Origin of the sequence: Aeromonas sp. BIGb0405 (assembly GCF_024807335.1) — a bacterium.
Classification (GTDB): domain Bacteria; phylum Pseudomonadota; class Gammaproteobacteria; order Enterobacterales; family Aeromonadaceae; genus Aeromonas; species Aeromonas rivuli.
In genome coordinates, this window is the sequence record NZ_JANUEP010000005.1 from 115,617 (window position 1) to 142,141 (window position 26,525).

18 protein-coding genes and 1 pseudogene are annotated in these 26,525 nt (G+C 61.9%); 9 read left to right on the top strand and 10 right to left on the bottom strand.

Features of this window, described 5'->3' with window-relative positions; translation table 11 throughout:
- Positions 1 to 43 precede the first annotated feature (43 nt).
- Entirely contained in the window at positions 44 to 1,264 is a 1,221-nt protein-coding gene (locus M2366_RS13530) for a DEAD/DEAH box helicase (protein WP_259270044.1), read from the bottom strand.
- 204 nt (positions 1,265 to 1,468) lie between these two features.
- The gene (tpx, locus tag M2366_RS13535; protein WP_259269952.1) at positions 1,469 to 1,969 is read right to left on the bottom strand and encodes a thiol peroxidase; all 501 of its coding nucleotides are present in this window, start codon (positions 1,967 to 1,969) and stop codon (positions 1,469 to 1,471) included.
- 226 nt (positions 1,970 to 2,195) lie between these two features.
- Here tpx and M2366_RS13540 point away from each other — a divergent pair, with 226 nt between their 5' ends.
- The gene (locus M2366_RS13540; protein WP_259269953.1) at positions 2,196 to 4,628 is read left to right on the top strand and encodes a zinc/cadmium/mercury/lead-transporting ATPase; all 2,433 of its coding nucleotides are present in this window, start codon (positions 2,196 to 2,198) and stop codon (positions 4,626 to 4,628) included.
- A gap of 135 nt (positions 4,629 to 4,763) precedes the next feature.
- Here the strand turns inward: M2366_RS13540 and pulA are convergent.
- A pseudogene (gene pulA / locus M2366_RS13545) lies at positions 4,764 to 8,039 on the bottom strand (pullulanase-type alpha-1,6-glucosidase); the annotation flags it as partial.
- A 269-nt stretch (positions 8,040 to 8,308) separates the two neighbouring features.
- On the opposite strand from pulA, the gene M2366_RS13550 reads away from it, so the two are divergent.
- Positions 8,309 to 8,719: a hypothetical protein gene (locus tag M2366_RS13550; RefSeq protein ID WP_042044241.1), complete on the top strand. Its 411-nt coding sequence runs from the start codon at positions 8,309 to 8,311 to the stop codon at positions 8,717 to 8,719.
- Positions 8,720 to 8,838: 119 nt separating this feature from the next.
- On the opposite strand, the gene dmeF is transcribed toward M2366_RS13550, so the two are convergent.
- Positions 8,839 to 9,843 (bottom strand): CDF family Co(II)/Ni(II) efflux transporter DmeF, encoded by a 1,005-nt coding sequence (gene dmeF, locus M2366_RS13555; protein ID WP_259269955.1) that lies wholly within the window; start codon positions 9,841 to 9,843, stop codon positions 8,839 to 8,841.
- A gap of 71 nt (positions 9,844 to 9,914) precedes the next feature.
- Between dmeF and M2366_RS13560 the strand changes: the two genes are divergently transcribed.
- Complete coding sequence (locus M2366_RS13560; protein ID WP_224431334.1) at positions 9,915 to 10,190, top strand: metal/formaldehyde-sensitive transcriptional repressor; 276 nt, start codon at positions 9,915 to 9,917, stop codon at positions 10,188 to 10,190.
- Between the two features lie 143 nt (positions 10,191 to 10,333).
- Positions 10,334 to 11,530 carry an amino acid aminotransferase gene (locus M2366_RS13565; RefSeq protein ID WP_259269956.1) on the top strand — a complete coding sequence of 399 codons (1,197 nt, stop codon included), beginning with the start codon at positions 10,334 to 10,336 and terminating at the stop codon, positions 11,528 to 11,530.
- Between the two features lie 93 nt (positions 11,531 to 11,623).
- Here the strand turns inward: M2366_RS13565 and M2366_RS13570 are convergent, their stop codons facing one another.
- Together M2366_RS13570 and M2366_RS13575 are read right to left on the bottom strand one after the other, a co-directional pair.
- Complete coding sequence (locus M2366_RS13570; RefSeq protein ID WP_042044246.1) at positions 11,624 to 11,965, bottom strand: AzlD domain-containing protein; 342 nt, start codon at positions 11,963 to 11,965, stop codon at positions 11,624 to 11,626.
- 88 nt (positions 11,966 to 12,053) lie between these two features.
- The gene (locus M2366_RS13575; protein WP_259269957.1) at positions 12,054 to 12,776 is read right to left on the bottom strand and encodes an AzlC family ABC transporter permease; all 723 of its coding nucleotides are present in this window, start codon (positions 12,774 to 12,776) and stop codon (positions 12,054 to 12,056) included.
- A 516-nt stretch (positions 12,777 to 13,292) separates the two neighbouring features.
- Here M2366_RS13575 and M2366_RS13580 point away from each other — a divergent pair.
- From M2366_RS13580 to M2366_RS13600, 5 genes are read left to right on the top strand one after another with little or no spacing between them, the layout of a single operon-like run.
- A complete protein-coding gene (locus M2366_RS13580) occupies positions 13,293 to 14,423 on the top strand; it encodes an AI-2E family transporter (RefSeq protein WP_259236982.1) in 1,131 nt (376 codons plus the stop codon).
- The gene (locus M2366_RS13585; protein WP_259269958.1) at positions 14,413 to 15,957 is read left to right on the top strand and encodes an efflux transporter outer membrane subunit; all 1,545 of its coding nucleotides are present in this window, start codon (positions 14,413 to 14,415) and stop codon (positions 15,955 to 15,957) included. Before M2366_RS13580 ends, M2366_RS13585 begins: the two co-directional genes overlap by 11 nt.
- 18 nt (positions 15,958 to 15,975) lie before the next feature.
- Positions 15,976 to 17,109: an HlyD family secretion protein gene (locus tag M2366_RS13590; protein WP_224431336.1), complete on the top strand. Its 1,134-nt coding sequence runs from the start codon at positions 15,976 to 15,978 to the stop codon at positions 17,107 to 17,109.
- Between the two features lie 34 nt (positions 17,110 to 17,143).
- The gene (locus M2366_RS13595) at positions 17,144 to 18,172 is read left to right on the top strand and encodes a DUF2955 domain-containing protein (protein WP_259269959.1); all 1,029 of its coding nucleotides are present in this window, start codon (positions 17,144 to 17,146) and stop codon (positions 18,170 to 18,172) included.
- Positions 18,169 to 18,615 (top strand): potassium channel family protein, encoded by a 447-nt coding sequence (locus M2366_RS13600; protein ID WP_259236978.1) that lies wholly within the window; start codon positions 18,169 to 18,171, stop codon positions 18,613 to 18,615. Before M2366_RS13595 ends, M2366_RS13600 begins: the two co-directional genes overlap by 4 nt.
- 63 nt (positions 18,616 to 18,678) lie before the next feature.
- On the opposite strand, the gene M2366_RS13605 is transcribed toward M2366_RS13600, so the two are convergent.
- From M2366_RS13605 to nrfB, 4 genes are all read right to left on the bottom strand, one after another.
- Positions 18,679 to 19,158 (bottom strand): murein L,D-transpeptidase family protein, encoded by a 480-nt coding sequence (locus M2366_RS13605; RefSeq protein WP_259269960.1) that lies wholly within the window; start codon positions 19,156 to 19,158, stop codon positions 18,679 to 18,681.
- A gap of 1,270 nt (positions 19,159 to 20,428) precedes the next feature.
- A complete protein-coding gene (locus M2366_RS13610) occupies positions 20,429 to 21,295 on the bottom strand; it encodes a DUF4434 domain-containing protein (RefSeq protein WP_259269961.1) in 867 nt (288 codons plus the stop codon).
- Positions 21,296 to 21,315: 20 nt separating this feature from the next.
- The gene (locus M2366_RS13615) at positions 21,316 to 24,279 is read right to left on the bottom strand and encodes an NfrA family protein (protein WP_259269962.1); all 2,964 of its coding nucleotides are present in this window, start codon (positions 24,277 to 24,279) and stop codon (positions 21,316 to 21,318) included.
- Complete coding sequence (nrfB, locus tag M2366_RS13620; RefSeq protein WP_310508873.1) at positions 24,279 to 26,525, bottom strand: cyclic di-3',5'-guanylate-activated glycosyltransferase NrfB; 2,247 nt, start codon at positions 26,523 to 26,525, stop codon at positions 24,279 to 24,281. The genes M2366_RS13615 and nrfB overlap by 1 nt, the downstream gene beginning before the upstream one ends.

Here is a 26,525-nt window from a genome sequence, read left to right on the forward strand (position 1 = left end):
CTGACCAGCTGGGCCGCCCCACCTCAGACGGCGAAGGGGGCGCTCACGCCTTGCCCTTGAACTGCTTGACGCTACGTTTGTTGGCGGTGCGCCGATTCGCCTGCTTATCGCGGGGGGCGCGCTTGCCCTCCCCGCTCGCGGGCTGGTCGGTGACCGGGAAGCCTTCAAGCTCGGCCAGCGCCAGCTCACGACCGGTCAGGGTGCGGATGGCGGCGAGGGTCTCGGTCTCGCCGTGACAGACCAGGGAGATGGCGAGCCCCTTGCGCCCGGCGCGGGCGGTGCGGCCGATGCGATGCACATAGACGGGGGCGCTGGCGGGCAGGTCCAGGTTGATCACCACCGGCAGCGCCTCCACATGGATGCCGCGCGCCATCAGATCCGTGGCCACCAGCACCCGCACCTTGCCCGCCTTGAAATCGGCAAGCGCCTGCTCGCGCGCCCCTTGCTCCTTCTCCCCATGCAGGGCCGCCACAGCTATACCCGCCTTGGCGAGCTTTCTGGCCACGGCGTCGGCATCATCCCGCGCGCTGATAAACACCAGCACCTGAGGCCAATCCTGCTCTTTCAGCAAGCCGATCAGCGCCGGCACCTTGCCGCTCTTGTTGACCAGATAGAGCCGCTCCTCGATATCCTCCACCAGGCCGTTGCGCGGGTTCGCCTCGATGCGTACCGGCTCGCGCAGCAGACCGCTCGCCAGGCTCTCCAGCTCGGTTGGCAAGGTGGCGGAGAACAGCAGATTCTGACGCTCGGCGGGCATGGCATTCAGCAACCACTGGATATCGGGCCAGAAACCCATCTCCAGCAGGCGATCCGCCTCATCCAGCACCAGACATTGCAGGCTGCTCAATCCCAGCAGCCGCTGGGCCAGCAAGTCCCGCAGCCGCCCCGGGGTCGCCACCAGCAGTTGGGGCCCCAGGGCCAGCTCGGCCTGTTGCTGCTCCTGGGCCACCCCGCCACACAGGGTCAGGAGACGCAGCCCCAACGCCTCGGCACCGCCCTGCAACGCGGCGCTCACCTGGCTCGCCAGCTCCCGGGTCGGCACCAGCACCAGCCCCTGTACCCGGTCGCAGGTCGAGTCCAGCCCCTGCAACAGCGGCAGGCCGAATGCCAGGGTCTTGCCGCTGCCGGTCTGGGCCAGGGCCAGCAGATCTTGTCCCGCCAATGCCAGCGGAATGGCTAGTTGCTGGATGCGGGTCGGGGTGTGCAGTTCGGCAGGCAAGGCGGCCAGCAGGGCGGGATCGAGGTGGAGTTCGTCAAAGGTCATGGGGCTACGCGGCAGGAAGAAGTGGGAGGCGAAGTCTAGCCAGAGTGACCCCATAAGTAAAAGGATGGTGCCGACTCCGGCGCCGCCAGGGATCCTGGGGGCTGGATAACGACACGGGGACGAACTCCCCGCGCCAGAAATAAAAACGGCCTGCGCCTGTGTTGAAACAGGGCAGGCCGTCGGGCAATCAGTGTGCTTACGAGATTACAGCACGGCCAGGGCGGCGGCGTAGTTCGGCTCGTCGGCGACTTCGGCTACCAGCTCGCTGTGCAGCACCTTGTTCTGCTCGTCCAGCACCACGATGGCACGGGCAGCCAGGCCCACCAGCGGACCGGAGGAGAAGGCCACGCCGTAGTCTTGCAGGAAGGAGACACCACGCAGGGTGGAGAGGTTGACGACCTTGTCCAGGCCTTCGGCGCCGCAGAAGCGAGCCTGGGCGAACGGCAGATCGGCGGAGATGCACAGCACCACGGCGTTGTTCAGGGAGCTGGCCTGCTCGTTGAACTTGCGCACGGAGGTGGCGCAGGTCGGGGTATCGACGCTCGGGAAGATGTTCAGGATCTTGCGCTGACCGGCGAAGGTCGCCAGGGTCGCATCGGACAGATCGCCAGCAACCAGGGAGAAGGGCTTGGCCTGCTCACCGGCAGCGGGGAATTGGCCGGAAACGGAGACTGGGTTGCCTTGCAGGGTGACGGTATTGCTCATTTTTTGAGTCCTTGATGATTGAGGGGGGATCCAGGGTCCCAGTATAGGCCCAGCGGCGGGGGACAAACACCCGCCAACCACAGGGATATAAATCTGGGTAGGCCAACCACCCCTCCGCCGATAAAAGGGGAAAAGGGGCTTGACCTTGGACTTAACACCAAGGTTTACACTGGGCTCAGACATAAGGGATCCCGCAGGGGCGGGATCCACTCAAGAGGGACTCATCATGAGCAAATCCTGCTGCAGCCATTCCCATGCCGCCCCCATCAAGGCCATCGGCAAGGCTGCACCCCATCAACACGAACACGGGCACGACAGCCACTGCTGCGACAATGCGGCCCCGGTCAGCTGCAGCGCCAGTACGCCCTCCCATGCCCATCAGGAGCAGGAGGTAAACGAATCACCGGGGGATGAAGAGCCCCCTAGAGGAAGTTGCCAGAGTCAGGGTTGCTGTGACTCGCAGCCAGCTCATGACCATAGCGACCATGCTGGTCATGATCATCAGTCGGTCGCCGACAGCCCCGAGCCCCTGGCTTCGCCGACTCAGAACAGCCGTCGCCATAGCTGGCAGGTGCTGGGGATGGACTGCCCCAGCTGCGCCCGCAAGATAGAGACCGCCGTCAGCCGGGTCGAGGGCGTGCAGCAAGCCCGGGTGCTGTTTGCCACCGAGAAGCTGGTGGTGGATCTCGCCCCCGGCCTCTCCCCCGACCCCGTCACCGCCGCCGTGCGGCAAGCTGGCTTCCGACTCAAGGGTGAGGCCAGAGCCAAGGTCGCCGCCGGCCAGCCGCGTGGCCCTCTGCTGACAGCATTGGGCAACTTGTTCAGCAAATATGGGCAACCCCTCTCCCTGGTCGCCCTGATGTTGGTGGCGGCCCTGCTGCCCCAGGCCGTGGGTCAGCCACTGTTCATCCTGGCCACCCTATGGGGGCTCTGGCCCGTCGCCCGCAAGGCCTGGGCATTGACCAGGAGCGGCTCTCCCTTCGCCATCGAGACCCTGATGACGGTGGCGGCGCTCGGCGCCCTCTTCCTCGGCGAGACCGCCGAGGCGGCCATGGTACTGCTGCTGTTCATGCTGGGGGAACACCTGGAGGCCTATGCCGCCGGTCGTGCCCGCGCCGGGGTCACCGCCCTGATGGCGCTGGTACCCGATCAGGCGCTGCGCATTCGTACCACCGCAGAAGGTGAAATACGGGAAGAGGTGGCCGCCGACGCGCTGCGTCCCGGTGACATCATCGAAATCGCCCCCGGCGCCCGCCTGCCCGCCGATGCCCGCCTGCTCGACCCCCTCGGCGCCTTTGACGAGAGCGCCCTGACCGGTGAATCCATTCCGATAGAGCGCCGCCAGGGGGACAAGGTGCCCGCCGGCAGTCTGGCGGCGGATCGGGTGCTGCGCCTCGAGGTAGTCTCAGAGCCCGGCAACAACGCCATCGACCGCATCTTGCACCTCATCGAGGAGGCCGAGAGCCAGCGCGCCCCTATCGAGCGTTTCATCGACCGCTTCAGCCGCTGGTACACCCCGGCCATGATGCTGGTCGCCCTGCTGGTGGTGATAGTGCCGCCCCTCGCCTTCGGCCAGAGCTGGGACGAGTGGATCTACCGCGGGTTGGCGCTGCTGCTCATCGGCTGCCCCTGCGCCCTGGTGATCTCCACCCCGGCGGCGGTCACCTCGGCCCTGGCGGCGGCGACCCGGCAAGGGGCGCTGATCAAGGGGGGCGCGGCACTGGAGCGACTGGCCCATGTCGATACCATCGCCTTCGACAAGACTGGCACCCTGACCCTGGGCAAGCCCCGGCTGACCGAGCTTGTCAGCCTCAATGGCCAAGCCGAGACAGAGTTGCTGGCCCTGGCCGCCGCCATCGAGCAGGGCTCCCATCACCCCCTGGCCCGCGCCGTGGTGGCTGCCGCCAGCGAGCAGGGGCTGACCCTGGCCAACGCCCAGGATCTGCGCGCCCTCCCCGGCATGGGGGTGGAGGGGCACATCGACGGCGCCCTCTGGCAGCTGCTGGCCCCGAGCCGGATCCCCGATCTCAGCGAGGCCATCAGCCAGCAGATCACCCGCCTGGAGGCGCAAGGCAAGACGGTGGTCGTCCTCAGTCAGTCAGATGCAGTGCCGGTTGCCCTGCTGGCGCTGCGGGACCAGATCCGACCAGACGCCGCGGCGGCTCTGCGTGAGCTGAGGGAGCTTGGGCTGCAAAGCATCATGCTGACCGGGGACAACCCGCGCGCCGCCGAGGCCATCGCCACCGAGCTCGCCATGGAGTGGCGCGCCAGCCTGTTGCCCGAGGGCAAGGTGGAGGAGATCGCCAAGCTGGCCGAGCACCGCAAGGTGGCCATGATCGGGGATGGGATCAACGACGCCCCCGCCATGAAGCGGGCCAGCATCGGCATCGCCATGGGGGGCGGCACCGACGTGGCGCTGGAGACCGCCGATGCGGCCCTGACCCACAACCAGCTCGGCGGCCTCGCCGCCATGATCCGGCTGTCGCGCTCGGCGCTCGCCAACATCCACCAGAACATCGCCCTGGCGCTGGGGCTCAAGGCCATCTTCCTGGTCACCAGCCTGCTCGGCATCACCGGGCTCTGGATAGCGGTGCTGGCCGATACCGGCGCCACCGCCCTGGTCACCGCCAACGCCCTGCGCCTGCTGCGCAAGCGCTAAGCAGCAATATCACCGGCCACGGCACTGCCCCGCAGATGCCGGACATGAAAAAGCCAGCCCGAGGGCTGGCTTTTATTTTCTGAGGTGGCAGGGCGCTACCGCCCTGCCCCCAGCTCATGGCACCTTGGCCTACCCCTTCTTGCCCAGCGGCAGACCCGCCCCCTGGGCACCGGCTTGCGGTTTGACGAAGACGGCGGCGGACCAGGCCCCCAGGGTGAGCTGACCGCTGCCAGCAGCCGCGCCATTGGCGATGCTGTTGCTACCGCGATGCTTGCCACTCAACACCATGCCGGACAGATCGATGGGTTGATCCTTGCCGTCACGCAAATCGCCGATGCTCTGGCTGGTGTTGGTGGCGTTGATCATCACCACCAGACCGTCGATGGCAGGATCGAGATCCGCCCCGGCACCCGCACCGTCATCCACCGACATCACGATGAGACCGGGGATCTGATCCGGCCCTGTGTTGCGAAAATCGACCCGCTTGATCACCTCGGCCCCGCTGCCAAGACGCAGCAGACGGGAGGATTGACGCAGCTCGGCCAGCTCCTGGTAGAAGCTCACCATCTGCTGCATCTCGGCCGAGCCCTGCGTGGCGTGCTGGCCGAGCACCTGCTCGATCAGCGCGTAGTTGGCCTCGTCCTTGTCCTTGCGCGGCAAGCCCTTGTCGAAGTTGTTGTCGCCCAGGGTGTAATCGACTCGGTTGTACCAGTCACCGGAGTCGTAGCTGTCGCGCTCCATGGACTTGGAACGCAACAGTTCGCTGCCAGCGTGGGTGAAGGGAATGCCCTGCCCCAGCATAGCGGTCGCCAGCGACACCCCCTGCATCCGTACCAGATCGGCACCTTGTGGCGCCTTGTAGACCAGGTTGTCGAACAGGGATTGGTTGTCATGCTTGGAGACGTAGTTCTGAACTTCGGTCGGATCCTGGGCATAACCCGCAGCCTGACCGTTGTAGTCGATCTCCGCCCCCTTCTTCACCACGCCATCCTTGTCGGTCAGCACGAACTCCTTGAGGTTGCCCGCCATGCCCAGACGCACCAGATCGGACTGATGCAGGGCGGTGGCAAGCTCAACCCCGTCCAGCTCGTTGGCAGCCACGAAGGCGCCATTGCCGAAGCCCTGGGCTTTGCGAATGCCTTCACCGCCGTCGAACGGGCTGCCGCCGCGCACCGCGTCCCGCAACCGGTCGGAGAAGGAGCCGATACCGGTCCCGGCCAGGTGTTGCTGGGTGGCCTGCACGAAGCGCTTGTCGTTCTCCACCTCGCCGAAGTTCCAGCCCTCGCCGTAGAAGTACATCTCGGGGTTGACCTTCTTCACCTCCGCCAGGGCCTGCACCATCTGATCCTTGGGATGGTGACCCATCAGGTCGAAGCGGAAGGCATCGATCTTGTAGTCCCGCGCCCAGGTCACCAGAGAGTCGTCGATCAGCTTGGCGAACATGGCGTGTTCCGGCGCCGTGTTGGAGCAGCAGGTGGAATTCTCCACCGAGCCGGTCTCGGGATTGAGGCGCTGGTAGTACCAGGGCACTATCTTGTCGAGCACGGATTTCGAGCCCAGCCCCGCCTCGTTGGTGTGGTTGTAGACCACGTCCATCACCACGTTCATGCCGATGTTCTGCTTGATGGCCTGCACCATCTCGCGGAACTCCTTGATCCGGGTCGAGCCCTCGGCGTTGGTGGCGTAGGAGCCTTCCGGGGTGGTGTAGTGGTAGGGGTCATAACCCCAGTTGAAGGAGTCCACCCCGCGCAGATAACCGTAAAGCTCCTGCACTACAGGATTCTCCTTGCTGTCGCTCATCTGCAGATCGCCAAGCACCGCCGCTATGGTCTGGCCGCCGCCGCAGTGGCTGGCAAACCTGGAGTTTTGCACCTCAGGGTTGACCTGACACAGCTTGCTGAAGTCATCCTGGAGGTTGGCGACCTTGGCCGGATCTTCGTCAATGGTGGCGATGTCGAACACCGGCAGCAGGTGCAGGTGGCTGACGCCGCTCTTGGCCAGGGACTTGAGGTGGGTGACGGGGACGCTGTCGCTGTCGGTCAGGCCGAGGAACTTGCCGCGGTGCTCGGCCGGAGTGGAGTCGTCGTTGCCGGTCAAGTCCCGGACATGGGCCTCATAGATGACGATGTCGGCCGGATTGGCCTGGCTGTGGGGGGCCTTCAGGCTATCCCAACCCACGGGTTTGAGGGCCGGATCGTCGAGATCCACCACCTGACTGAACTCGGAGTTCATGGCCAGGCTCAGGGAGTAGGGGTCGGTCACCTGATAGGATTCCAGCTTGCGGCTGACCGGATGATAGACCTCGATGGCATAGCGGTAGAACTTGCCTACCAGCTCGCTGCCACCCTGCAGGCTCCAGCTGCCGCTCGCCTCATCCAGCGTCATGGCGCGTTCGCCCAGAGGCTGGTGCTGCTCATCGAACAGCGCCAGCTTGACCGACTTGGCGGTCGGCGCCCAGAGCCGGAAGCTGACGTTGCCACCCTCAACCACGGCGCCGTAGGCCAGCTTGGTGGCGGCCTCGGCATAGACAGCATCCAGGGCGCCAGCGCTCTGTACCAGGGTCGCCGCTTGCAAGATCCCCTCCTGGTCGGTACCAATTGCCACCAACTCCCCCTTGAGCAAGGGTTTGAGGTCCTTACCGGCAGGCAAAGCGAACGCGGCGGCGTCCTTGAGGTGCGGATACTTGGCCTGCTGCGAGGCCGAGAGGCTGGTCGGGGTCAGCTTGAGGTAGGGGAAGTCAAACACCCCCTCGCCATTGGCGGTGATGGTGCCTGACTCTGTGTAGTAGAGACGCACATGGGGTTTGTCCTTGCCCCCTTGCCAGATCAGGGTATTGCCATCGATCAGATGGGCACTGGCCCCCGCCACCCCGAAGGCGGCGTTGAACGCCTCGGCCCGGCTGCCATAGACATCCCCCTTGCCTGCCAGGATGGCGACGGTGCGATCCGGGTGATCCTGGAAGATCACCTTCATGTCGCTGCCCGTCAGGTTGCCGAGGGAACCATCCCGGGCGATAAAGTTGATGCAGCCTTCCAGCTTGTCGAGGGGCACCACCCAGGCCGGGCCGACGCTGTCGGCACTGGCTGGCGTCTTGCTCCCATCATCCCAGCTCGCATTCAGGCCGCTGGCGGCGGTGGCGCTGCAGGCATCGTTGTTCCACAGGTGCAGGCTGTAACTGGCGAAGGGGCCATCCACCCCGCGCGCCGCGGCAGACTGGGTGTCTACCAGGGCGATCACCGCCTCATTCGGTCCCGCTACCAGCAACTCCTTGGGAGGATCCATCTTGGGCAGCCGGGCGACCGGATCGGTGCCACTACCACTGTCGTTATCGGAGCCGCTGCCATTGCAGCCGGACAATAGGGTCAACAGTGAGGCTGTTACCAGCGCCACCTTGGTCTTTTTCATATCCATGTTTTTTATTATTCCCGCTGTGTGAGTCCCGACGGTCGAGACGTTCAGGCCCGGTCAGTGCCGAGCAGAACCATATTAATCAGCGGCCTGGGATGCAAACGTGAGCGGTTTTGCATAAAAGTCATACACTTTCAACAAGATAACGTTTTCATAACAGAAGTTGGATCGGGCTCACAGACCCGGGGACTATTTAGCCTCACAACTGGGACAAGGCGACAAGATTCAGAAAAAACCAAATTAGGATCAAATAGATAGAGAGGGTATGTCATATGACAAGGATCGAGGAGCACGCCAGGCAGCTGGACAGGGAATATCAGGCCCTCAACCAGCTGTTTAACCAATTCTGCCAGCTGGCGGGGGCCCTGGCGGAGCAGTATCACTTCTTCAGCTGGCCCGATTATGAAGAGACACCACCCCTGTGCCGAGCCTTCACCCTGCTGGGAGAGCCCCGCGAGTTGCGGCTGCGCTGCCAGCCCACCAAGCACCCTGCCCTCGACGGCCTGCTCCAGATCCTGGATGAGACCGGCACAGTCCATGCCAGCCTGAGTTTTCGCGCCGATGGTCAGCTGCAACTGGAATCGGGCCACTTGCTGGACGATCCACCCAAGCTGTTCCTCAAGCTGCTGCTGGGCGCCGTCTGGCAGCACAGCGCCGTCGAGGAACACCATCCTCACCCCTAAGAGGGATCGCCAGGCAACGATGGACATCCCCTGCTCGCCGCTGCACAAGGGGCTGATGAGCCCCCTCCCCCATGAGATCGCCCAAGAGCAAGAGGAGAGCACCGCCCCAACCTGGAGCATCAGGCCTGTGCTATCTCGATGGTGAGATGCACCAGCTCCTCGTGGATGGCGAGTTGCTCGCGGATCTGCCGGGCCGGCACCGGATCCGCCATGGCCAGTGACAGCACCCCGGCATATTGCCCCTGACCGACTCGCCAGACGTGCAGATCGCGGATCTCGGCGCCGGGCAGGGTGGCGATAAGCTCGCGGATCTCCGCCACCACGGGGGCATCCATCTCGGCATCCAGCAGTACCAGCCCGGTGTCGCGCAGCAGGCCCTTTGCCCAGACGGCCACCAGCACGGCGCCCACAATGCCCATCAGAGGATCCAACCAGTCGGCGCCCCACAGCATGCCCCCCACCAGCGCGAAGATGGCCAGCACCGAAGTCGCCGCATCCGCCAGCACGTGCAGGTAAGCGGCACGCAGGTTCAGATCCTGATGGCCGTGATGATGGCCGTGATGATGATCCTGATGATGATCGTGATGATGATCGTGATGATCGTGATGATCGTGATGATCGTGATGATCGTGATGATCGTGGCCATGGTGACGGTCATGATGGCCGTGGTGATGATCCTCCTTGAGCAACCAGGCACAGGCCAGGTTCACCAACAGACCGAGCAAGGCGATGGCGATCGCCTGTTGGTAGTGAATGGGGCTGGGATCCAGCAGCCGAGCCACCGACTCGAATAGCATCAAGCCCGCCACTCCCACCAGCAGCAGGGCACTGGTAAAGCCCCCCAGCACTTCGATCTTCCAGGTGCCGAAGCTGAAACGATAATCCCGGGCATAATGGCGGGCGGCACGATAGGCCAGCACCGAGAGACCGAGTGCCAGCGCATGGGAGCTCATGTGCCAGCCATCGGCCAGCAGCGCCATGGAGTTGTAGAACCAGCCACCGCTGATCTCCGCCACCATCATGATGAGAGTCAGCAGCACGGCCCAGCGGGTCTTCTGTTCGGCCAGGGGATTACCCTGATGTAAGACGGGTTGATGGCAGTGATGGGTAGCGACGGATGACATGGATTTCTCCTGCGGGCTTTGATGCAATATACTATACCCCAGTATAGTTTTTTCGATCATCAGGATTTTCCATGTCACACACCATTCACGACAAGAAGAAGCTGCTGGCCCGGGTCAGACGCATCAAGGGGCAGACAGGTGCGCTGGAGAGCGCCCTGGAGCAGGGGACCGACTGCACTGCCATCTTGCAGCAGATTGCCGCCATCCGCGGCGCCGTCAACGGCCTGATGCTGGAGGTACTGGAGGGCCATATGCGCGAACACCTCGGCGCCGAAGAGGCTACCCCGGCCGAGCGGCTGGAGGATCTGGATCAGGTGGTGCGGGTACTGCGTTCCTATCTGAAATAACGAGCCTCTCCCTGGGATACGGCCAACTTGGCAGCAGCATGATTAACCGCCGGTTTCAGGCTTGAGCCCTCGTCCGCTTTACGCCATGATGGCTGCCGATCATTGATCTCCGAATTCTGGATGCAACTTCGCAAGGATCCCCCATGTTTGAACACGTCGATGCCTACGCTGGCGACCCCATACTGACCCTGGTCGAGACCTTTCACAAAGACACCCGCGAGCAGAAGGTGAACCTGGGGATCGGCCTCTATTACGACGAGCAGGGCCGCATTCCGCTGCTGGCTTCCGTGCAGCAGGCCGAAGCCCAGCGGGCCGCCGCGCCGGCGCCGCGCCCCTATCAGCCAATGGAGGGTGCCGCCAACTACCGCAGCGCCGTACAGCATCTGCTGTTTGGCGCCGAACACGCCGCCGTCAAGGCGGGTCGTATCGCCACCATCCAGACCATAGGTGGTTCGGGCGCGCTGAAGATCGGCGCCGATCTGCTCAAGCGCTATTTCCCTGCCTCAGAGGTGTGGGTCAGCAATCCGACCTGGGACAACCACAAGGCGATGTTCGAGGGAGCCGGCATCAAGGTGCACGACTACCCCTACTATGACGAAACCAGTGGCGGTCTGAACTTCGGCGCCATGATCGACTGTCTGAGCGCGCTGCCCGCCAGGAGCATAGTGCTGCTGCACCCTTGCTGTCATAACCCGACCGGCGTGGACCTCTCCCGCGCCCAATGGGATCAGGTGATCGCCCTCGTCGTGGATAAAGGGCTGATTCCCTTTATGGACATCGCCTATCAGGGTTTCGGTGACGGTCTGGAGGAAGATGCCTACGCCATCCGCGCCATGCTGAACGCAGGCGTCAGCTTCTTCGTCAGCAACTCGTTTTCCAAGAACCTCTCCTTCTACGGCGAGCGCTGTGGCGGCCTGTCCGTCATCTGCAAAGATGCGGAAGAGGCGAGTCGGGTACTGGGTCAGATGAAGGCGACCGTGCGTCGCAACTACTCCAGCCCGCCCACTCACGGCGGTCAAATCACCGCGGCGGTGATGAATCAGCCTGAGCTGCGCGCCCTCTGGCTCGATGAGGTGACCGAGATGCGCACCCGCATCAAGGCCATGCGCCAGAAGCTGTTCGAGGTGCTCAGCGCCAAACTGCCTGGCCGGGATCTCAGCTACTTCATCAGCCAGCGCGGCATGTTCAGCTATACCGGCCTGACCCCAAGCCAGGTCGATCGCCTGCGCGAGGAGTTCGCCGTCTATCTGGTGCGCTCGGGCCGCATGTGCGTGGCGGGGCTCAATAGCCGCAATGTGGAATACGTAGCCGACGCCTTCGCCGCCGTGCTCAAGGATTAAGAGCCCGCGTATTCATTGCCGCTGAAAATCCTCACGAAAGAGCCCCGCCATGGCGGGGCTCTTTCTATGGATGGCGGCCTCCGCGCTCACCGCTCAGGGCAGCATCGCCCACAAGGCATGAGCGCCCCCCAGCCAGCGCAGCAGGAAGAAGCCGCCCATGCCGATCACCACCACTGCCAGCGTCGGCAGCCGCAGCAGGGTCAGCAACGTCACCAGCACGGCGGCCAGCAGGTAATCCAGATCCCAGCTCAGCCCCGCCGCAGGCTCGTAGCTGAACACTATGGGCAACCAGATGGCCGTCAGCACCGACTGGGCGGAGAAGCTGAGGAAGGTGCCCATCTCTTCCCCCGGCTGATAGCGAGTCAGGCGGGAGAAAAAGGCAAAACGGTTGAAGAAGGTGATCATGGCCAGCAGGCCTATCATGAGCCAGCTCATCTCCGGCGCCCTCCCCATTGCCGCGCGGAATCCGGGGTTGAAGGTACAGAAACGCGGATCGCTGCCCCCTTTATCACGTTGTGCATCGTCAATCCCTCGCCCGTTGCAACAGATAGCCCACCAGCATGCCCGCCAGGGAGGAGATGATGATGTACACCTCGGCAAACCAGTGCTTGGTGATGACGGCCAGACCGCCGCTGACCAGGGTGGCGGCCACCATGGGCACACTCTTCATGGCCGGGATCGTCATGGCAATAAAGGTGGCGGCGATGGCAAAGTCGAGGCCGAGTTGTTCCAACCCCTGAATGTACTGGCCAGCGGCGATGCCGACCAGGGTCGCCAGGTTCCAGAACAGGTAGAAGACCACCCCGGCCACCAGGGCATAGGCGGGATTGAATACCCCCTGACGCTCCCTGTCTTTGAGGGCCACCGCAAACATCTCATCGGTGAGGAAGAAGGCGAGCCCGGCACGCCAGCGCAGCGGCAGCCCTATCACCTCGCGCCTGAAGGTAAAGCCATACAGGAAGTGCTGGGAGGTGATGACGAAGGTAGAGCCCAGGATAGGCAACAGAGGGGTTCCCGCCCCGATCAGGGTGCTGGCAGAGAGCTGGGCCGCCCCGGCGAATACCAGCAGTGACATCAGCTGTGCCTGCAGGGGGCTCAGCCCCACCTGCAGCGCCAGGGCGCCGCAGAGGATCCCCCAGGGCACCACGGACACCGAGAGCGGCAATATATCCAGACTGGCCCGCACCAGGAGCGGGCGGGAGAAGCGAGAGGCGCTGGCTGCGTGCTGCGCGGAATTGACGGCCATATCTGCATTCCACTGCATAAAAAGGAGCAAGCAAACTACCACAGTCAAGGGATGAACTCTAACCCGGCTGGCGTCATTCAAGCCATTGATACGCCACCCGGCTTAGCCCCTGGCAGCACAGCTGGTTAAGGCTGCTCGCGCACTGCGTTCACGGCGGTGACATATTCGCAAACACCCGGGCGCCATGGCAGATATCTAGGCCGCCAGCGATGGCGGTATAACGTCGCTTGATGCTGCTCCTATGAATAGGTGCGCCTGCCAGCGTTCATCAATCCGTCACCTTTGTGCACCATAAACAAGCGAGCACGCGCCCCGTGGCCATCTTTACAAACTCGTAAATAGCTTCTTTATTAATATTATGTAAAACAATATATTGATATTTAACGACCTTTTTCATCCATTACCCGAAAAAAGACAAGTGGTTAAGCCTGGGGACAGGTAAATAATTAAAGAATGCCCTCCTAAAAATTACCGATACTTGATGACCTAACCTCACTTCCATCATGAGAGCCTGATATGCAACAAGATACTAACCCCGAACTGGAACGCCGCTTGTTTAACAAGCTGCTGGATGTGCTTATCAAGGCTGGTCTGATCCTGGCGCTGGTCATCACCTGCTACGGTATTTTTTCCCCCTTCCTGACCCTGATGTTATGGGCCCTGATCCTGGCAGTCACCCTCTACCCCTTCCACCAGAAGCTGGCGGCGCGACTGGGTAACCGCCAGGGGCGGGCAGCCACCCTGCTGGTGCTGTGCGGCATAGTCCTGATCGTGGGGCCAACGGCGGTACTGACCAGCTCCCTGGCCGATACCATCACGGGTTTCGTCCATGACATGAAGGCCAACAGCCTGGTGATCCCCATGCCCGCTGAATCCGTGGGCACCTGGCCCATCGTCGGCAAAAAGGTCTACGCCGTCTGGCATCAGGCTGCGACCGATCTGCCCGCCTTTATTCAGAGCATGCAGCCCAAGATAGGTAACCTGGCCAAGACAGCCCTCGGCATGGTGGCCAGCATGGGCACCGGCATGCTCCAGTTTATCCTCTCCTTCGCGGTCGCTGGCATCATCATGGCCTACGGCTTGCCGGGTCAACGGAGCGCGCGCGCCATCTCGGCCCGCATCATGGGTGAGCATCGTGGTGACGAATTCGCCACCCTCTGCACCGCGACCATACGCGCCGTGGCACAAGGGGTCATCGGGGTCGCCTTCATCCAGGCCATCTTGCTCGGTCTCTCGGTCGCCATCGCCGGTATTCCAGCCCCTGGCGTGATTGCGCTGATTGCGCTGATCCTGGGCATTGCCCAGATCCCGGCCGCCGTCATCTTCATTCCCTGCGTCATTTATATCTGGAGCAGCGGCGACTACGCGACTGCCCCAGCCGTCGCCTACACCGTGCTGCTGGTGATCTCAGGTCTGGCCGACAACGTGCTCAAGCCTCTGCTGCTCGGTCGCGGCGTCGATGCGCCCATGCCGATCATTCTGTTGGGCGCCCTGGGTGGCATGGTGTCAAGCGGCATACTCGGCATGTTCGTCGGGGCTGCCCTGCTCGCCATCGGCTACCAGATCTTCATGACCTGGGTAGCAGGAGATCATCTCACTCCGCTGAGCAGCAACACCCAGGAGACAGAGCAGCAAGATGCCCCCTGAACCATCGTCAGCCAACACAGATAGCATCAGTTACCGCAGGGCGCCCTTAGGGGTCGCCCTGTTCGGTAGTCTATTGCTGAGTGCTTGTACCACCCTCGGGCCCGACTATGTCAGGCCCGAGGGTGGTCCCGTTAGCCAGTGGCAGGGAGGATCCCTCGGCCAGACCCAGGCCCAAAAATCAGCCGTAGCGCTTGATGAGTGGTGGACCCAGCTTCAGGATCCCGTGCTCAATAGCCTGGTACAGGAGGCCCTGACCAAGAACCCTAATGTGCGGATCGCAGGCCTGCGCATTCTGGAAGCCAGGGCACAACTTGGCATCGCCGATGCCAGTCGTTATCCCCAGCTGCAACAGGTGAGCGGCAGCGCCCTGCAGACAGGGCAGGTGCGGGACGGACCCGACAGTCACTTCATGAGCTATGGCCTGGGTGCCAATCTCGGCTGGGAGATCGACTTCTGGGGTAAATTCCAGCGCAGCATAGAAGCGGCCGACGCCAGCTACTTCTCGACCCTCGCGCAATATGATGATGTGCAGGTGTTGATGGCGGCCCAGGTAGCCAGCCTCTATGTCAACATTCGCACCCTGGAGTCGCGCCTGCAGATCTCCCGGGACAACGCCCAGTTGCAAAAGCGCAGCCTGGAGATCACCGAGAAGCTGTTCAAGAGCGGCAACAGCGATGAGCTGGACGTACAGCAGGCCAAAACCCAATACCTGAGTACGCTCTCCGGTATTCCCTCCCTTGAGGCCAGTCTGCGTCAGGGGCAAAACGCCCTGAGCACCCTGCTGGCCCGCGCCCCCGGTCCCCTGCCGGAGATGAGTGCCGACATTGGCATCATCCCTCATGCCAAGTTGACTCTGGCTGCTGACTTGCCAGCGGATCTTATCCGCCGCAGACCGGATGTGCGCAGTGCCGAGCGGCTGATGGCGGCACAATCCGCCCTGATAGGCGTGAGCGAGGCGGAGCTCTACCCCTCCCTCACCCTGCTCGGTTCGGTCGGCCTGTCGGCCACCTCCTTGTCAAGCAGCAGCTCTACCCTGGACTGGGGCATAGGTCCCAGTCTCAAGTGGAATGTGTTTGACCATGGCCTGCTCAGCAATGCGGTGCTGGTGCAAGATGCCCGCTTCCAGCAGCTCAAGGAGAGCTACCAGAATACCCTGCTCGGCGCCGCGCGCGAGATCGACGATGCCGCCATAGGGTTTGCCAAGAATGAAGAGCAGATAGCGCTGCTTGAGCAGACCGAGCAGGCTGCCCGCCGCTCCCTCGACATCGCCAACATCCGTTACCGGGAAGGCATGGCGGACTTCCAGCGGGTGCTCGACTCCCAGCGGGCCCTGTTCAGCCAGCAAGAGCGTCTGGTCAGCAGCCGCGGCAATGTGATGCTCAGCCTGATCTCCCTCTACAAGGCAATGGGGGGGGGTTGGCAGCAAGGGCGAAATAGTCCACTGCTCGATGCACAGAGCCAGCAAGAGATGCAATCGCGCAGTGATTGGGGTCCATTGTTGACCGATCCGCTGCCCACTGCCGATGCCCCCTAACAAGATGACGAGAAGACCATGAGCCAAGATACCCCCATGCCCCCCGCCAATCCGCCAGCGTCGCCGCCCAGCCCTCAGCCGGGCAAGGGGAGCCGTATCGGCACCTTGCTGCTGCTTGCCCTGATCGCCATCAGCCTGCTGTGGTACTTCACCGCCGATCGCCTGACCCCTTATAGCTCCCAGGCCAGGGTGCAGGCCTTCGTGGTACCCATCGCCGCTCAGGTCTCGGGTCAGGTGCAGCAGGTACTGGTACAGAACAACCAGGATGTCGCGCTGGGTCAGCCGCTGTTCGAGATAGATCCCAGCCAGTATCAGATTGCCCTGCAGAGGGCCAAATCCGACTACGATTCGGTGTCGCGCTCGGTCAATGCGGCGGGGGCCGGTGTCATTGCCGCCGAAGCCTCCTTGCAGGCCGCCAAGGCCAATCGTCTCAAGGCCGAGCAGGACGCCAATCGCCAGGAGCGGCTCTATGCCGAGGATCCCGGAGCCATCTCGGTACGTCGCCTCGAAGTAGCCCGCGCCACTCGGGTGCAGGCCCAGAGTCAGGTCAAGGCCGCCGAAGCCAGCCTGATCCAGGCCAAGGAAGCCGCCGGCAACAGTGGCGACAACAACTCCCAGCTCATCAGCGCTCGCTCCGCCATCGAAAAAGCAGAGCTGGATCTCAGTCACACCCGGGTACTGGCCCCCTCCCGAGGCCTGGTCACCGACCTGCGCACCGATGCCGGTCAGTTCACCTCGGCCGGCACCCCGGCCATGACGCTCATCGCCATCCATGACGTCTGGATCAGCGCCGACATGACGGAGAACAACCTGGGTAATCTGGCTCCCGGCAATGAGGTAGCCATAGTGCTGGACGTCATGCCGGGCCGGGTATTCAAGGGCAAGATCCGCAGTCTGGGCAACGGAGTCAGTTCGGGTTCGCAGAGTGCGGCTGGCAGTCTGCCCACGGTGGAAAACAACCGTGACTGGCTACGCCAGGCTCAGCGTTTCCCGGTCGCCATCGAGTTTGAAAAAGATGAGCTCAAGGATATTCAAGGGATCCGGGTCGGCGGCCAGGCCGAAGTGCTGGTATACAGCGGCGACAACTGGCTGATGAATGGCCTGGGGGTATGCTTCATCAAGTTGATGAGCCTGCTCTCCTACCTCTATTGAGCGGCGAGCGAATGCGATACGGAGCGACACCCTGATGCACAGGGCCGACAAAGCAGTACTGCGACTCACGTTGGGCATGGGCCTCAGTGTCATGGTGACCTACGGCCTGGCCCTGCCTCAGCCTCACTTGAGTTGTCTGGTGGTGATACTGCTGCTGTGCAAACCGGGCCCTCCTCTCCCCCTGCTCAAGGGGTTGCTGATGGGAGGGGTGCTCATGGTGCTGATGGCCAGCGGCGTGCTGATGGTTCCCCTGCTTGAACACTATGGGGTCAGCGCCCTGCTGCTGATTGCCCTGATACTGTTTGGCCTCTTCTTCCTCGGCCTCAAGAGTGGCAACCCCTTGCTGACGCTACTGGTCATCACCTTCACCCTGATCCCGGTAGCCGGGGTGGCGGATCAGGCCCTCGCCTTCATGGTGATCCAGGCGCTGGCAACCGGGGTCATGCTGGGGGCCTTCATCGGCACCGTCTCTCACAATCTGTTTCCCGATGAACCGAGCCAGGGTGCCAAGCCTGGCTACCTCAGCCCGGAGAACGCAGGCTGGGTCGCACTGCGGGCCGTCATCATAGTGCTGCCGGTCCTGGTGTTGGCGCTGCAAGACCCCTCCCACTATCTGGCGGCCATCATGAAGACGGTCGCCCTTAGCCAGCAGGCCTGTACCACCAATGCCCGCAATGCAGGCAAGGAGCTGATAGGCTCGACCCTGGTCGGCGCCCTGGTCGCCGCCATTGCCTGGTCCGGGCTCGCACTCTGGCCCAATCTGTGGATGCTGATGCTATGGATCATGGCCACCAGCCTCTGGCTCGGCGTGCGACTATTCAGGATAAAAATGAGCCGGGTTGCCCCCTCCTTCTGGAGCAACGCCTTGATGACCATGATGATACTGCTGGGCCCGGCCATTCAGGACAGCGCCAACGGCAAGGATGTACTGCAGGCATCCCTGTTCAGACTGGGCCTTTTCCTGCTCGTCGCCTGCTACGCCTGGGGAGCGGTCTGGGTACTTGAGCGCTGGCGCGCGAGCAGGCTATCCCCGCAGACACTCAACCACGAGACAATGCCATGATCTTGATGAACCTGCTGGTGGGCTTGCCCACCATGCTCATTTGCCTCTCGTTGCAAGCCACAGTGACCTTCTGGGCCGTGCGCTTCTATATCAACCAGGTTCACAACAACACCACTCCGGGTTGGCTGGGGCGTGGTGTCGGCCCCCTGCTGGTTGTCATGGTGTTGCTGATGCTGGGTAATTTCATCCAGATCACGCTCTGGGGCACCTTGTTCCTGACCCTGGGGGAATTTACCCAGCTCTATGACGCCATCTACCACTCCGGGGTCAACTTCACCTCTCTCGGCTATGGCGACATAGTGATGAGTCATCACTGGAAGATGCTGGGCCCGCTCGAAGCCGCCAATGGCGTGCTGATGTTTGGCATGACGGGGGCCGCGCTGATGGCCGTGCTGCAGGCGTTGATAAAGGCCCAGATAAGAGACAAGCTCAAACTGGATTGAGACGACCAGCACCCCAATAAAAACGGCAGGCCAATGGCCTGCCGTTTTTATTCATCCAGCCCCTCAGGGGTTGATGATAATGGGGGTGCCCGGTTCGATGGCGCTCCACACCTCATCCATGTCCTTGTTGAGCATGGCGATGCAACCATTGGTCCAGTTGGACGGCTGCAAGCTGGAGCCATTGCCGTTGCGCTGGCCGTGGATCATGATCATGCCACCCGGCCTGACGCCCAGCTCGTTGGCCGTCTTGATATCGTCCAGACTCGGGTAGTTGATGTGGATGGCACGATAGAAGTTCGAGTCACTCTTCTTGTAATCCAGGGTATAGCGCCCCTCGGGGGTACGCTGATCCCCTTCTCGCTGCTTGTGTCCCCTGGGGGCTGGTCCCAGGGCTATCCAGTAGCGTTTCAACTCCTTGCCATCCTTCATCAGGCTCAGGCTATAGGAGGACTTGTTCACGACGACCATGTCGGCATTCATGCCCATACTGGCAAAGCTCAACGCGGGCCACAGGCCCAGCACACATAATATTACGGCTCTCATTCCATCCCTCGACGAGCCTCTGTTGCGGGCTCTTGACAGTACATCATCTGAATACCAGCGCTGGCTGGCGTGCGTCATCATATTGGATCGCCATCAATACTCAATATACCCAGAGAAACATATCAGGCGCCATGATGAGTCCATTTCGCGCGTCAGATTGGAAACCATAATCAAATCAGATGAGTAGCCAGGAGATACCGCCAGTGGGTCCGGCGACCTACCCGCAGATGGATACAAGGCCGACCGGAGGAGCAAGGGTGCCAGTGGCCTGTGCACCTGAAGGTGTGCGGAGGATCCCAAGGGCGGGCATGGGCAGAGGAAGAGTCTGACAATACGGATGCATTGGTCGATCGGGTCAGATAAGAAACATGCACTTTGTTCCCTCCTTGGCGGCTGACCCCAGATGAAAGCGCTGTGCCCCCGAGGGACACAGCACTTTGGCTCAATCAAACACACCGTGACTGGCAATCCCTCGACCAGCAAGCCCTGAGGCAGCTTTTCATCCAGTGACAAGGCGACCTTGAGTGTCGCCTTCTCCCCCTCGAACGGGGCGGCCAGTTGAGCCGGCAACTTGTCGGCCAGCTCTACCGGTCTGGCAACCCTGGCTGCCAAACGCTCTCCGCTTGGCAACTTGACGATCGCCTTGTGGCCCGTCTCCATCGAGGAGAGACTGGGTAACACGATCCACCGCGCCTCCCAGCAGCGCAATCTGGCCGGGTTGTTCACTCATGATCATCATTGGGAAATACCCTCTTTACATTCGCTGGCATATTAGAGACCAAGTCCATAAACGGAACGACCTGTTGGCTGTCACCATCAAGGCCAGGGCAATACCGCTGGTATGGGTATTACCCTGCCCGGTGCAGCATCGGCAGGATTGTCAACGTTCTCGACAGATAGCATGAAACAGGCGGACGCACTGGAAGGGTTGAGAGCTAACGCCATTTTCATGTGCGGCTCAGCCATCTCGAGGACAAGAGATCTGAAGCTTTCCGAACCCGATTCACATCGGGGGTGGCGAGGTGGCCGATTTAGAGTCTGGCTGGGAATTAGTCAATGGGACGGGGCAATCCCCCTGCCATGACCCCGGATAGAGAGAGGGGGTTTATTTTCAGGATGAAGAAATTGCCCCTCGCCACAATACACTGCCATGGCTGGGGATATTGGAGTTGCCCTCTCAAAAATCATCCCATTGAACAAAAAATTTGTTATAACAATTAACAGCTTACAGAAAAAAAGCATTGCGACAGGAATAGCCGCAATGCCGATGTCAGCGCATGTCATCAAGGCCGGGCAGGTAGCGCAATGAGAAGAACCAGCGCTGGCTGCCGCAGCGAGTGGGGGCCGCCCAGAGTGCCCGTTGCTGTTGTTCAGGCAAAGGCGCGGCCTGAAAGGTACCGCTCTCACCTTGCTGGACAAACAGCTCATGAACCAGACCCGCCACTCGCCCCTCACAGGGTTCGAGGGCACTCAGGTAGAGCCCTCGCTCTGCGGGGCTCAAGACCCCGGTACCACTGCCATCCTGTACCATCAGATCCACCCCCTGGTCTGCCAGGCGAGTCAGCAGTTCCCGATAAGCTTGCGGACTCATCTTGCCCGTAAAGAAGCTGCTGATATAAACGGGGGCTGTGCTTAGTTCGCGCAACCCCTTGACCGAGCGAGCCAGATGCTGAGCCAGCAACTGCTGGCGCTGGGGGTCGCGCCAATTGAGATCATCCAACTCGGCCGGCAGATACCAGCCGGCGATGCGATCCTTGCCAAGGCGCTCTTGCCACACCTTGGCCAGGGCCAGATTGTGGCTCTCCTGCTGCCCGAGATAACCCGTGAGCAGACCGCCACTCTGATCCTGACGCTGGAAGAACTCAGGGTCCGAGTAGAGCCCCAGGATCAGGGTTAAACCTGCTGCCTGGGCACGCTGTAGCCGGGCCGCCAACCAGTCGCTCTGTTCAGGCTGCTCGAAGGCATCACCATAGCGGGTCCACTGCACCACCAGGGTATCGAAGCCATGCTGTTTCACCTTGGCCACTATCTGATCCCAACGGGCTTCGCTCAGAGCGGCATCCCGCAGCTGGGGCTGATAGAAAATGCCCTGGCTGGCCTGGGCTGGCAACACCATCCACATCAGGAGCAGCGTCATACCCTTTATCAATTGCCTCATTACCACCTCACTCCCATGGTCATCATCAGGGTGCCCTTGTCATACTCCTCGCCGGTCTCCAACTCTTTCAGGTCTTGATCACTCTTCAACCGCCGTTGGTACTCAAGCCCCAGACTCAGCTTGTGGGGCCAGGCGTCATATGTCGTCTCCCCAAACCAGTGATTCCAGCGCACGCCGACCCCGCCCATCAGCAGCTTGTAGTCATCAGAGCCCGAGGAGAACTCCTGGATACTGCCATCGTCATCTTTGACATAATCCTTGTCGGGACTCTTGTCATTCCAATACAGGCGCCCTTGCAGGTGAGCGTAAGGCTCGATGGTATCCCCCCACCGGATCTTGTGGTGATAGCTGAGCCGGTAGTCGGCCACCAGACTCGTCTGTTGTGAGCGCAGATAGCGGGCCCCATCCAGATAGAGATTCTGGGCCCACCAGCCGCTCTCCCCCAGATGCCATTCGTCGCTGTATTGACCCTCGTTGAGGAAGGAGGCACTGGCCCGGAGCAGGGTGTCATGCTCGCCCCCCTGGCTACGGTTGAGCGGCAGCAACTCTTCGGCCGCCAGGAAGAGGGTCTGGTCACCCAGCGGCTTCCAGCGCAGGCCCACCCCCAGAGTGGGATCCCGGAAGTCGAGCGGATTACTATTGCTCTCCTCTACATAGGTAGCATTCTCCCCGCCATCCTCATCGGGGTGGTAGAGCCGCTGACTCTGGCTGCTGCCATAGAGACGGCCATAAACGGAAAGGGTCTTGCCATTGCGAATGGGCTCCTCGCCGAGCCGGTACTCCACCTCGGTCTGGGCATAGCTCTGGGCCACGCTGTTGGCGCCAATGCCGCTCACCGTGCCCTGACCGTTCCCCGTCCAGGCATCGAAACTCATGGTCCAGCGCCGGCCCAGATCCTCGTGCAACCGCCTCAGGTCATACCGCAGTTGCGCCGATTGCTCGCCGTCGATCGCCTTGGCCGCATAGTCCCGCGCCTTCTGGTTATGAGCCAGCGACTGGTTGATGTAGGTCAGCTGCTCGGCCAGTTCGGTGTCTCCCGGCCGGTAGAGCGGCTCCAGCCAGTCACTGGCTGCCTGCCGCTCATCGTTGTTGAACAAGGCATAGCCATAGGCGAGCTGGTATTCCCTGTTGTCTGGTTCGAGTCGATTGGCCGCCCGCAACGCATCACGGGCCTGGGGCCTGTGGCCGAGCCGCTGCTGATGTTGGGCCAGCTCGGCATAGTCTTGCGCCGCGGGCGCCAGGGCGATGGCTCGACCCAGGCTGGCAATGGCTTGCTCATCTTGCTGGGTACGGGCCAGGGCGCGCCAGTAATCGGCATCCTGGGGCAAACCAGCCTGCTGGTACTGGTTCAGCCATTGCCGTGCCTGAGGCAGATCCCCGGCCTCCAGCGCCGAGCGAATGGCGGCCATCTGCTCCTGCTCATCCCGGGCCAGTGTCACTTGCTGCCAAGCCTGCAGCGCCGCATCAAAGTGGCGGTTTTCATAGGCTTGATAGGCAAGCTGACGCCTGTCCTGGGGCAAACCGAAGCTGGCCGCCCGGGCGAAAGCATATTCGGCCAGCCCTGGTTTACTCTGGCGATAACAACTGCCGAGGGCACGCCAGCTGTCGGCATCATAATCAGCGCTGAGATCCCCCAGCACCCGCACCACCCCATCGCACTGACCCGACTGGGCGAGCAGAGTCGCTTGCAGGCTGCGCAAGGCCGGGGTCGGCAGCGGGTCTGACAGGCGTGCGGGCAGTGCAGGCGCCCCAGCCTGCCCCTGCAGCAGGGTCAGGCGCCTGATCAGGGTCTCTCGCCCGGCCTGGCTGGCGCCCCTATAGGGCCAGTAATCGATGAGCAGGGCACGACTCGCCGCCAGTTGCCCCCTCTGTTGCAGCTGGTAGCTCACCCGCTCCAGGGCGGCCATGGGCTGGCGCGACTCACGCACCAGTTTGCGCCCATCTCGCGCCAATTTATCCCACTGCCGCTGATGCAGGGCCAGCTCAAATTCAAGTTCGGAGCTGGCTTGCCCTGGCGACTTGGCGAGCAGATGTTCCATCTCCTGCCAACGCCCCTCACGTCGCAGGACCGGCAGCATCAAGCCGATATAAAAATCCTGATTTTCAGTAAATTGCAGAGTCTGATCGCTCTTGAGGGTGCCGTTGTTGGCGGCCAACTGCAGCCATTCACGCTCCTGGGCTGCACGCGCAAAATTCGGCGTGCGGGCCTGCTGATAATGGATCAGCGCCTCTTTATTGCCCCCCTTGCCAAGGGCCAGGGCGATGGCAAGGTCGAGTTCGCCATCCTGTATGGGCAGCCGGCGACGCAGGGCGACGGCCTGCTCTACCTTCCCCTCGGTCAGCAGCATGGTGACCCACTGCTTCTGCTCACCCTGACCCAGCTTGCCTGCCCGATCGAGCCAGGCAAACTGCTCTGCGGCCAGAGGCCACTCTTGCTCCCCCAAGGCGCGTTGCAACAAGTCATGACGCAGACTCAACCCCTGGGGACTGTTGGCCAGTTCCGCCTCTTGCAGCGCAGCCGCCAATCCGTTCAAGTCATCGCCGAGCAAGGATCGCTCGGCACGGGCCACCTTGCATTCGAGCAGGCCACAGGCCGGATCCAGTGGATCCTTGCGCTGCAACCCCTCGGCGAAGGCGAGCAACTCGCTATCTTGCGGGGTGATGGCCAGCTGCTGCGCTATCACTGCCGCGGCTTGTTTATCCTGACCAAATTTCTCGTAGGCTCGCGCCAGGTAGAGGGCAATCACGGGATTCTTGGGCTGCAGCTTGCGGGCTTGCTCGAACTCGGCGATAGCACTGTCACGATGGCCCCGCGCCAGGGCAGAGAAGCCCTTCTGCAGATGGGGATAGAGCACGAAGCGCTGATAGCTGCTGACATCGGGCCCCAGTTCGTAGTCGACCTGGGCCGCCAAGGCCCCCTGACCCAGCAAGATGCCACATAAGGCAAAGACAACAGGGCGCATCAGACAACTTCCTTCTGGTAGTGGCACAGTAACTGATCGTCGATGCCAGCCTCTCGCAGCAGCTCAGCCAGATCGTGCTGATACACCTGTTGCAAGGCCTGAGCCTGGCTCAACACCGACTCACTGATCACCTCTTGTTCGACCAGGAAATGGGCCAGGGTAGCCTCACTGCGCTCATGCCGCAGCAACAGAGAGCGCAGCGCAGCCTCATCGATGTGACCGAGGGAGATAAGGATCTCGGGCAGCATGACCTGGCTCGCCAGATAGCGGGTCCAGATTTCGCCAAGCTGAGCGTCGTCAAGCAAGCCATCGGCCAGCACTTTTTGCAGCAACCGCTTAGGATCCTGACGCTGGCCACGCACATACCAGCGCCGCAGCCCCACCGTCACCTCACCCTTGCAGGCGATCACATAGGAAACCGGAGACTTGAGCTTGCGGGACAGGGCGCCGAGGGAAACCGGGTCGAGATAGGTCTCGCAGGCGAGGATCAAGACACCGTGCTCGATGCGCAGCGGCAAGACACTGTAGTGCACAGCAACGTTGGGGGAGACCTTCTGCAGCAAGCTTTTGGGCAGGGCATAGGCATCCACATGCTCCCAGGCCACCCCGCTCTGCTCGGCAACCCCGGCCGCCAGCTGCTCGCTGTCGATCCAGCCTTGATGTACCAGGCTGCTGCCCAGACGCAGGCCGGGTTCGCGGTTCAACAGCGCCTGTTCCAGCTGGGCTCGGCTCAAGACCCCCTGGCTCACCAGTATCTGACCCAGGGGACGACGGGCGCGGTTCTCCTCTCCCAGGCTTGGGAAATCATGGGTGGTCTTGTCCCAGGCCACCCGGCGTGGGTCCCCCTGGGCGATAATCTGGGAGAGGGCACGCCAGTTCGCCATGAAGTTGATGATGTTGCCCCAAAACAGCCGGGGTAAGGACATCAGCCCCTGCATCAATCCGTAGTAACGGGTCACGAAGATCAGGCGCTGCAACATGCGATTCAGCATCAGGAACATATTGATCCAGAGCAGGGTCACCAGCCAGCTGCCGCCCTCGAAGATCGAGAGGAAATAATAGGGATCGGGCGCCAGCCACTGATACAGGATCAGCGCCAGCAGTTGCAGCAGGATCAGGCTGGCGGAGAAGCTGAGGAAGTTGGTCAGCGCCCCCTTGCGATCCCGCCACAGGAAGTAGTTGAGCCGCCAGTTGCTGCTCCACTTGTGGGTTTTGAACCCCTGATAGACGATGCCGATGATCCAGCGAGACTTCTGGCGCACCGCCGTCTGGAAGGTATCGGGAAAATATTCGCGCACGCAGATGACATTGGTGTCCCGCTCGTGCATCCCGAATCGCCACCGCTGATTCGGGGTGCTCCTGGCTTCCCGGATCACCGGGAAGCGGACGAACACCTCCTCCATTCCCTTCTCCTTGAGGCGAAAGCCGATGTCATAATCTTCGGTCAGGCTCTGCACATCGAAGGCGATACCGTCACCATCTTCCAGCAGGGCTATGATGGCGCGGCGGCTGAAGCAGGTGCCGACCCCCGCGCTCGGCACCTGCCCCGAGACGGCCTCACGCACCGGCACATCCTTGCTGTGCAGTTCCGCGAACTCGTCCAGATAGTGGAGGCTGGTGAAGTTGTACCAGGGACGCTCGAAGGGGTAGACGGGGATCTGGATCAGATCCTTGCGCTCCACCAGATAATTGAACAGCCGCAACTCCATGTCGGAGATGACATCCTCGGCATCGTGCAGGATAAAACCGGCAAACGACAGGTTGGCCTTGCGCTCAAACTGGAAGATGGCATCGAGCACATTGTTGAGGCAATCCGCCTTGCTGGTCGGGCCGGGACGAGCACAGACCACCTTGTGCACGTTGGGGAAGCGGGCACAGACCTCATCCACGTCCTTCTGGGTATCGGGATCATTGGGATAGGTGCCGACGAAAATCTGGTAATTTTCGTAATCAAAGCGCGTCGCGGCCAGCTCAGCCATCTGGCCAATGACGCCGGTTTCGTGCCAGGCAGGCACCATGATGGCCAGCGGCTGCTCCTCCCGCTCGTAGAGTGCCTGATACTCCAGTCGATCGTGGCGACGATAGACAGTCAAGCGGCGCCAGCTGGTGCGCAGCCAGTAGATGATGTCGATGAAGAGATCATCCACCCCGCTTATCAACATGGCGACAGCCACCACTATGGCAATCAGTTTCAGAGCATAGAGATAGGTGGCAATGCCATCAACCAACCAAAATTCCGGCATCAT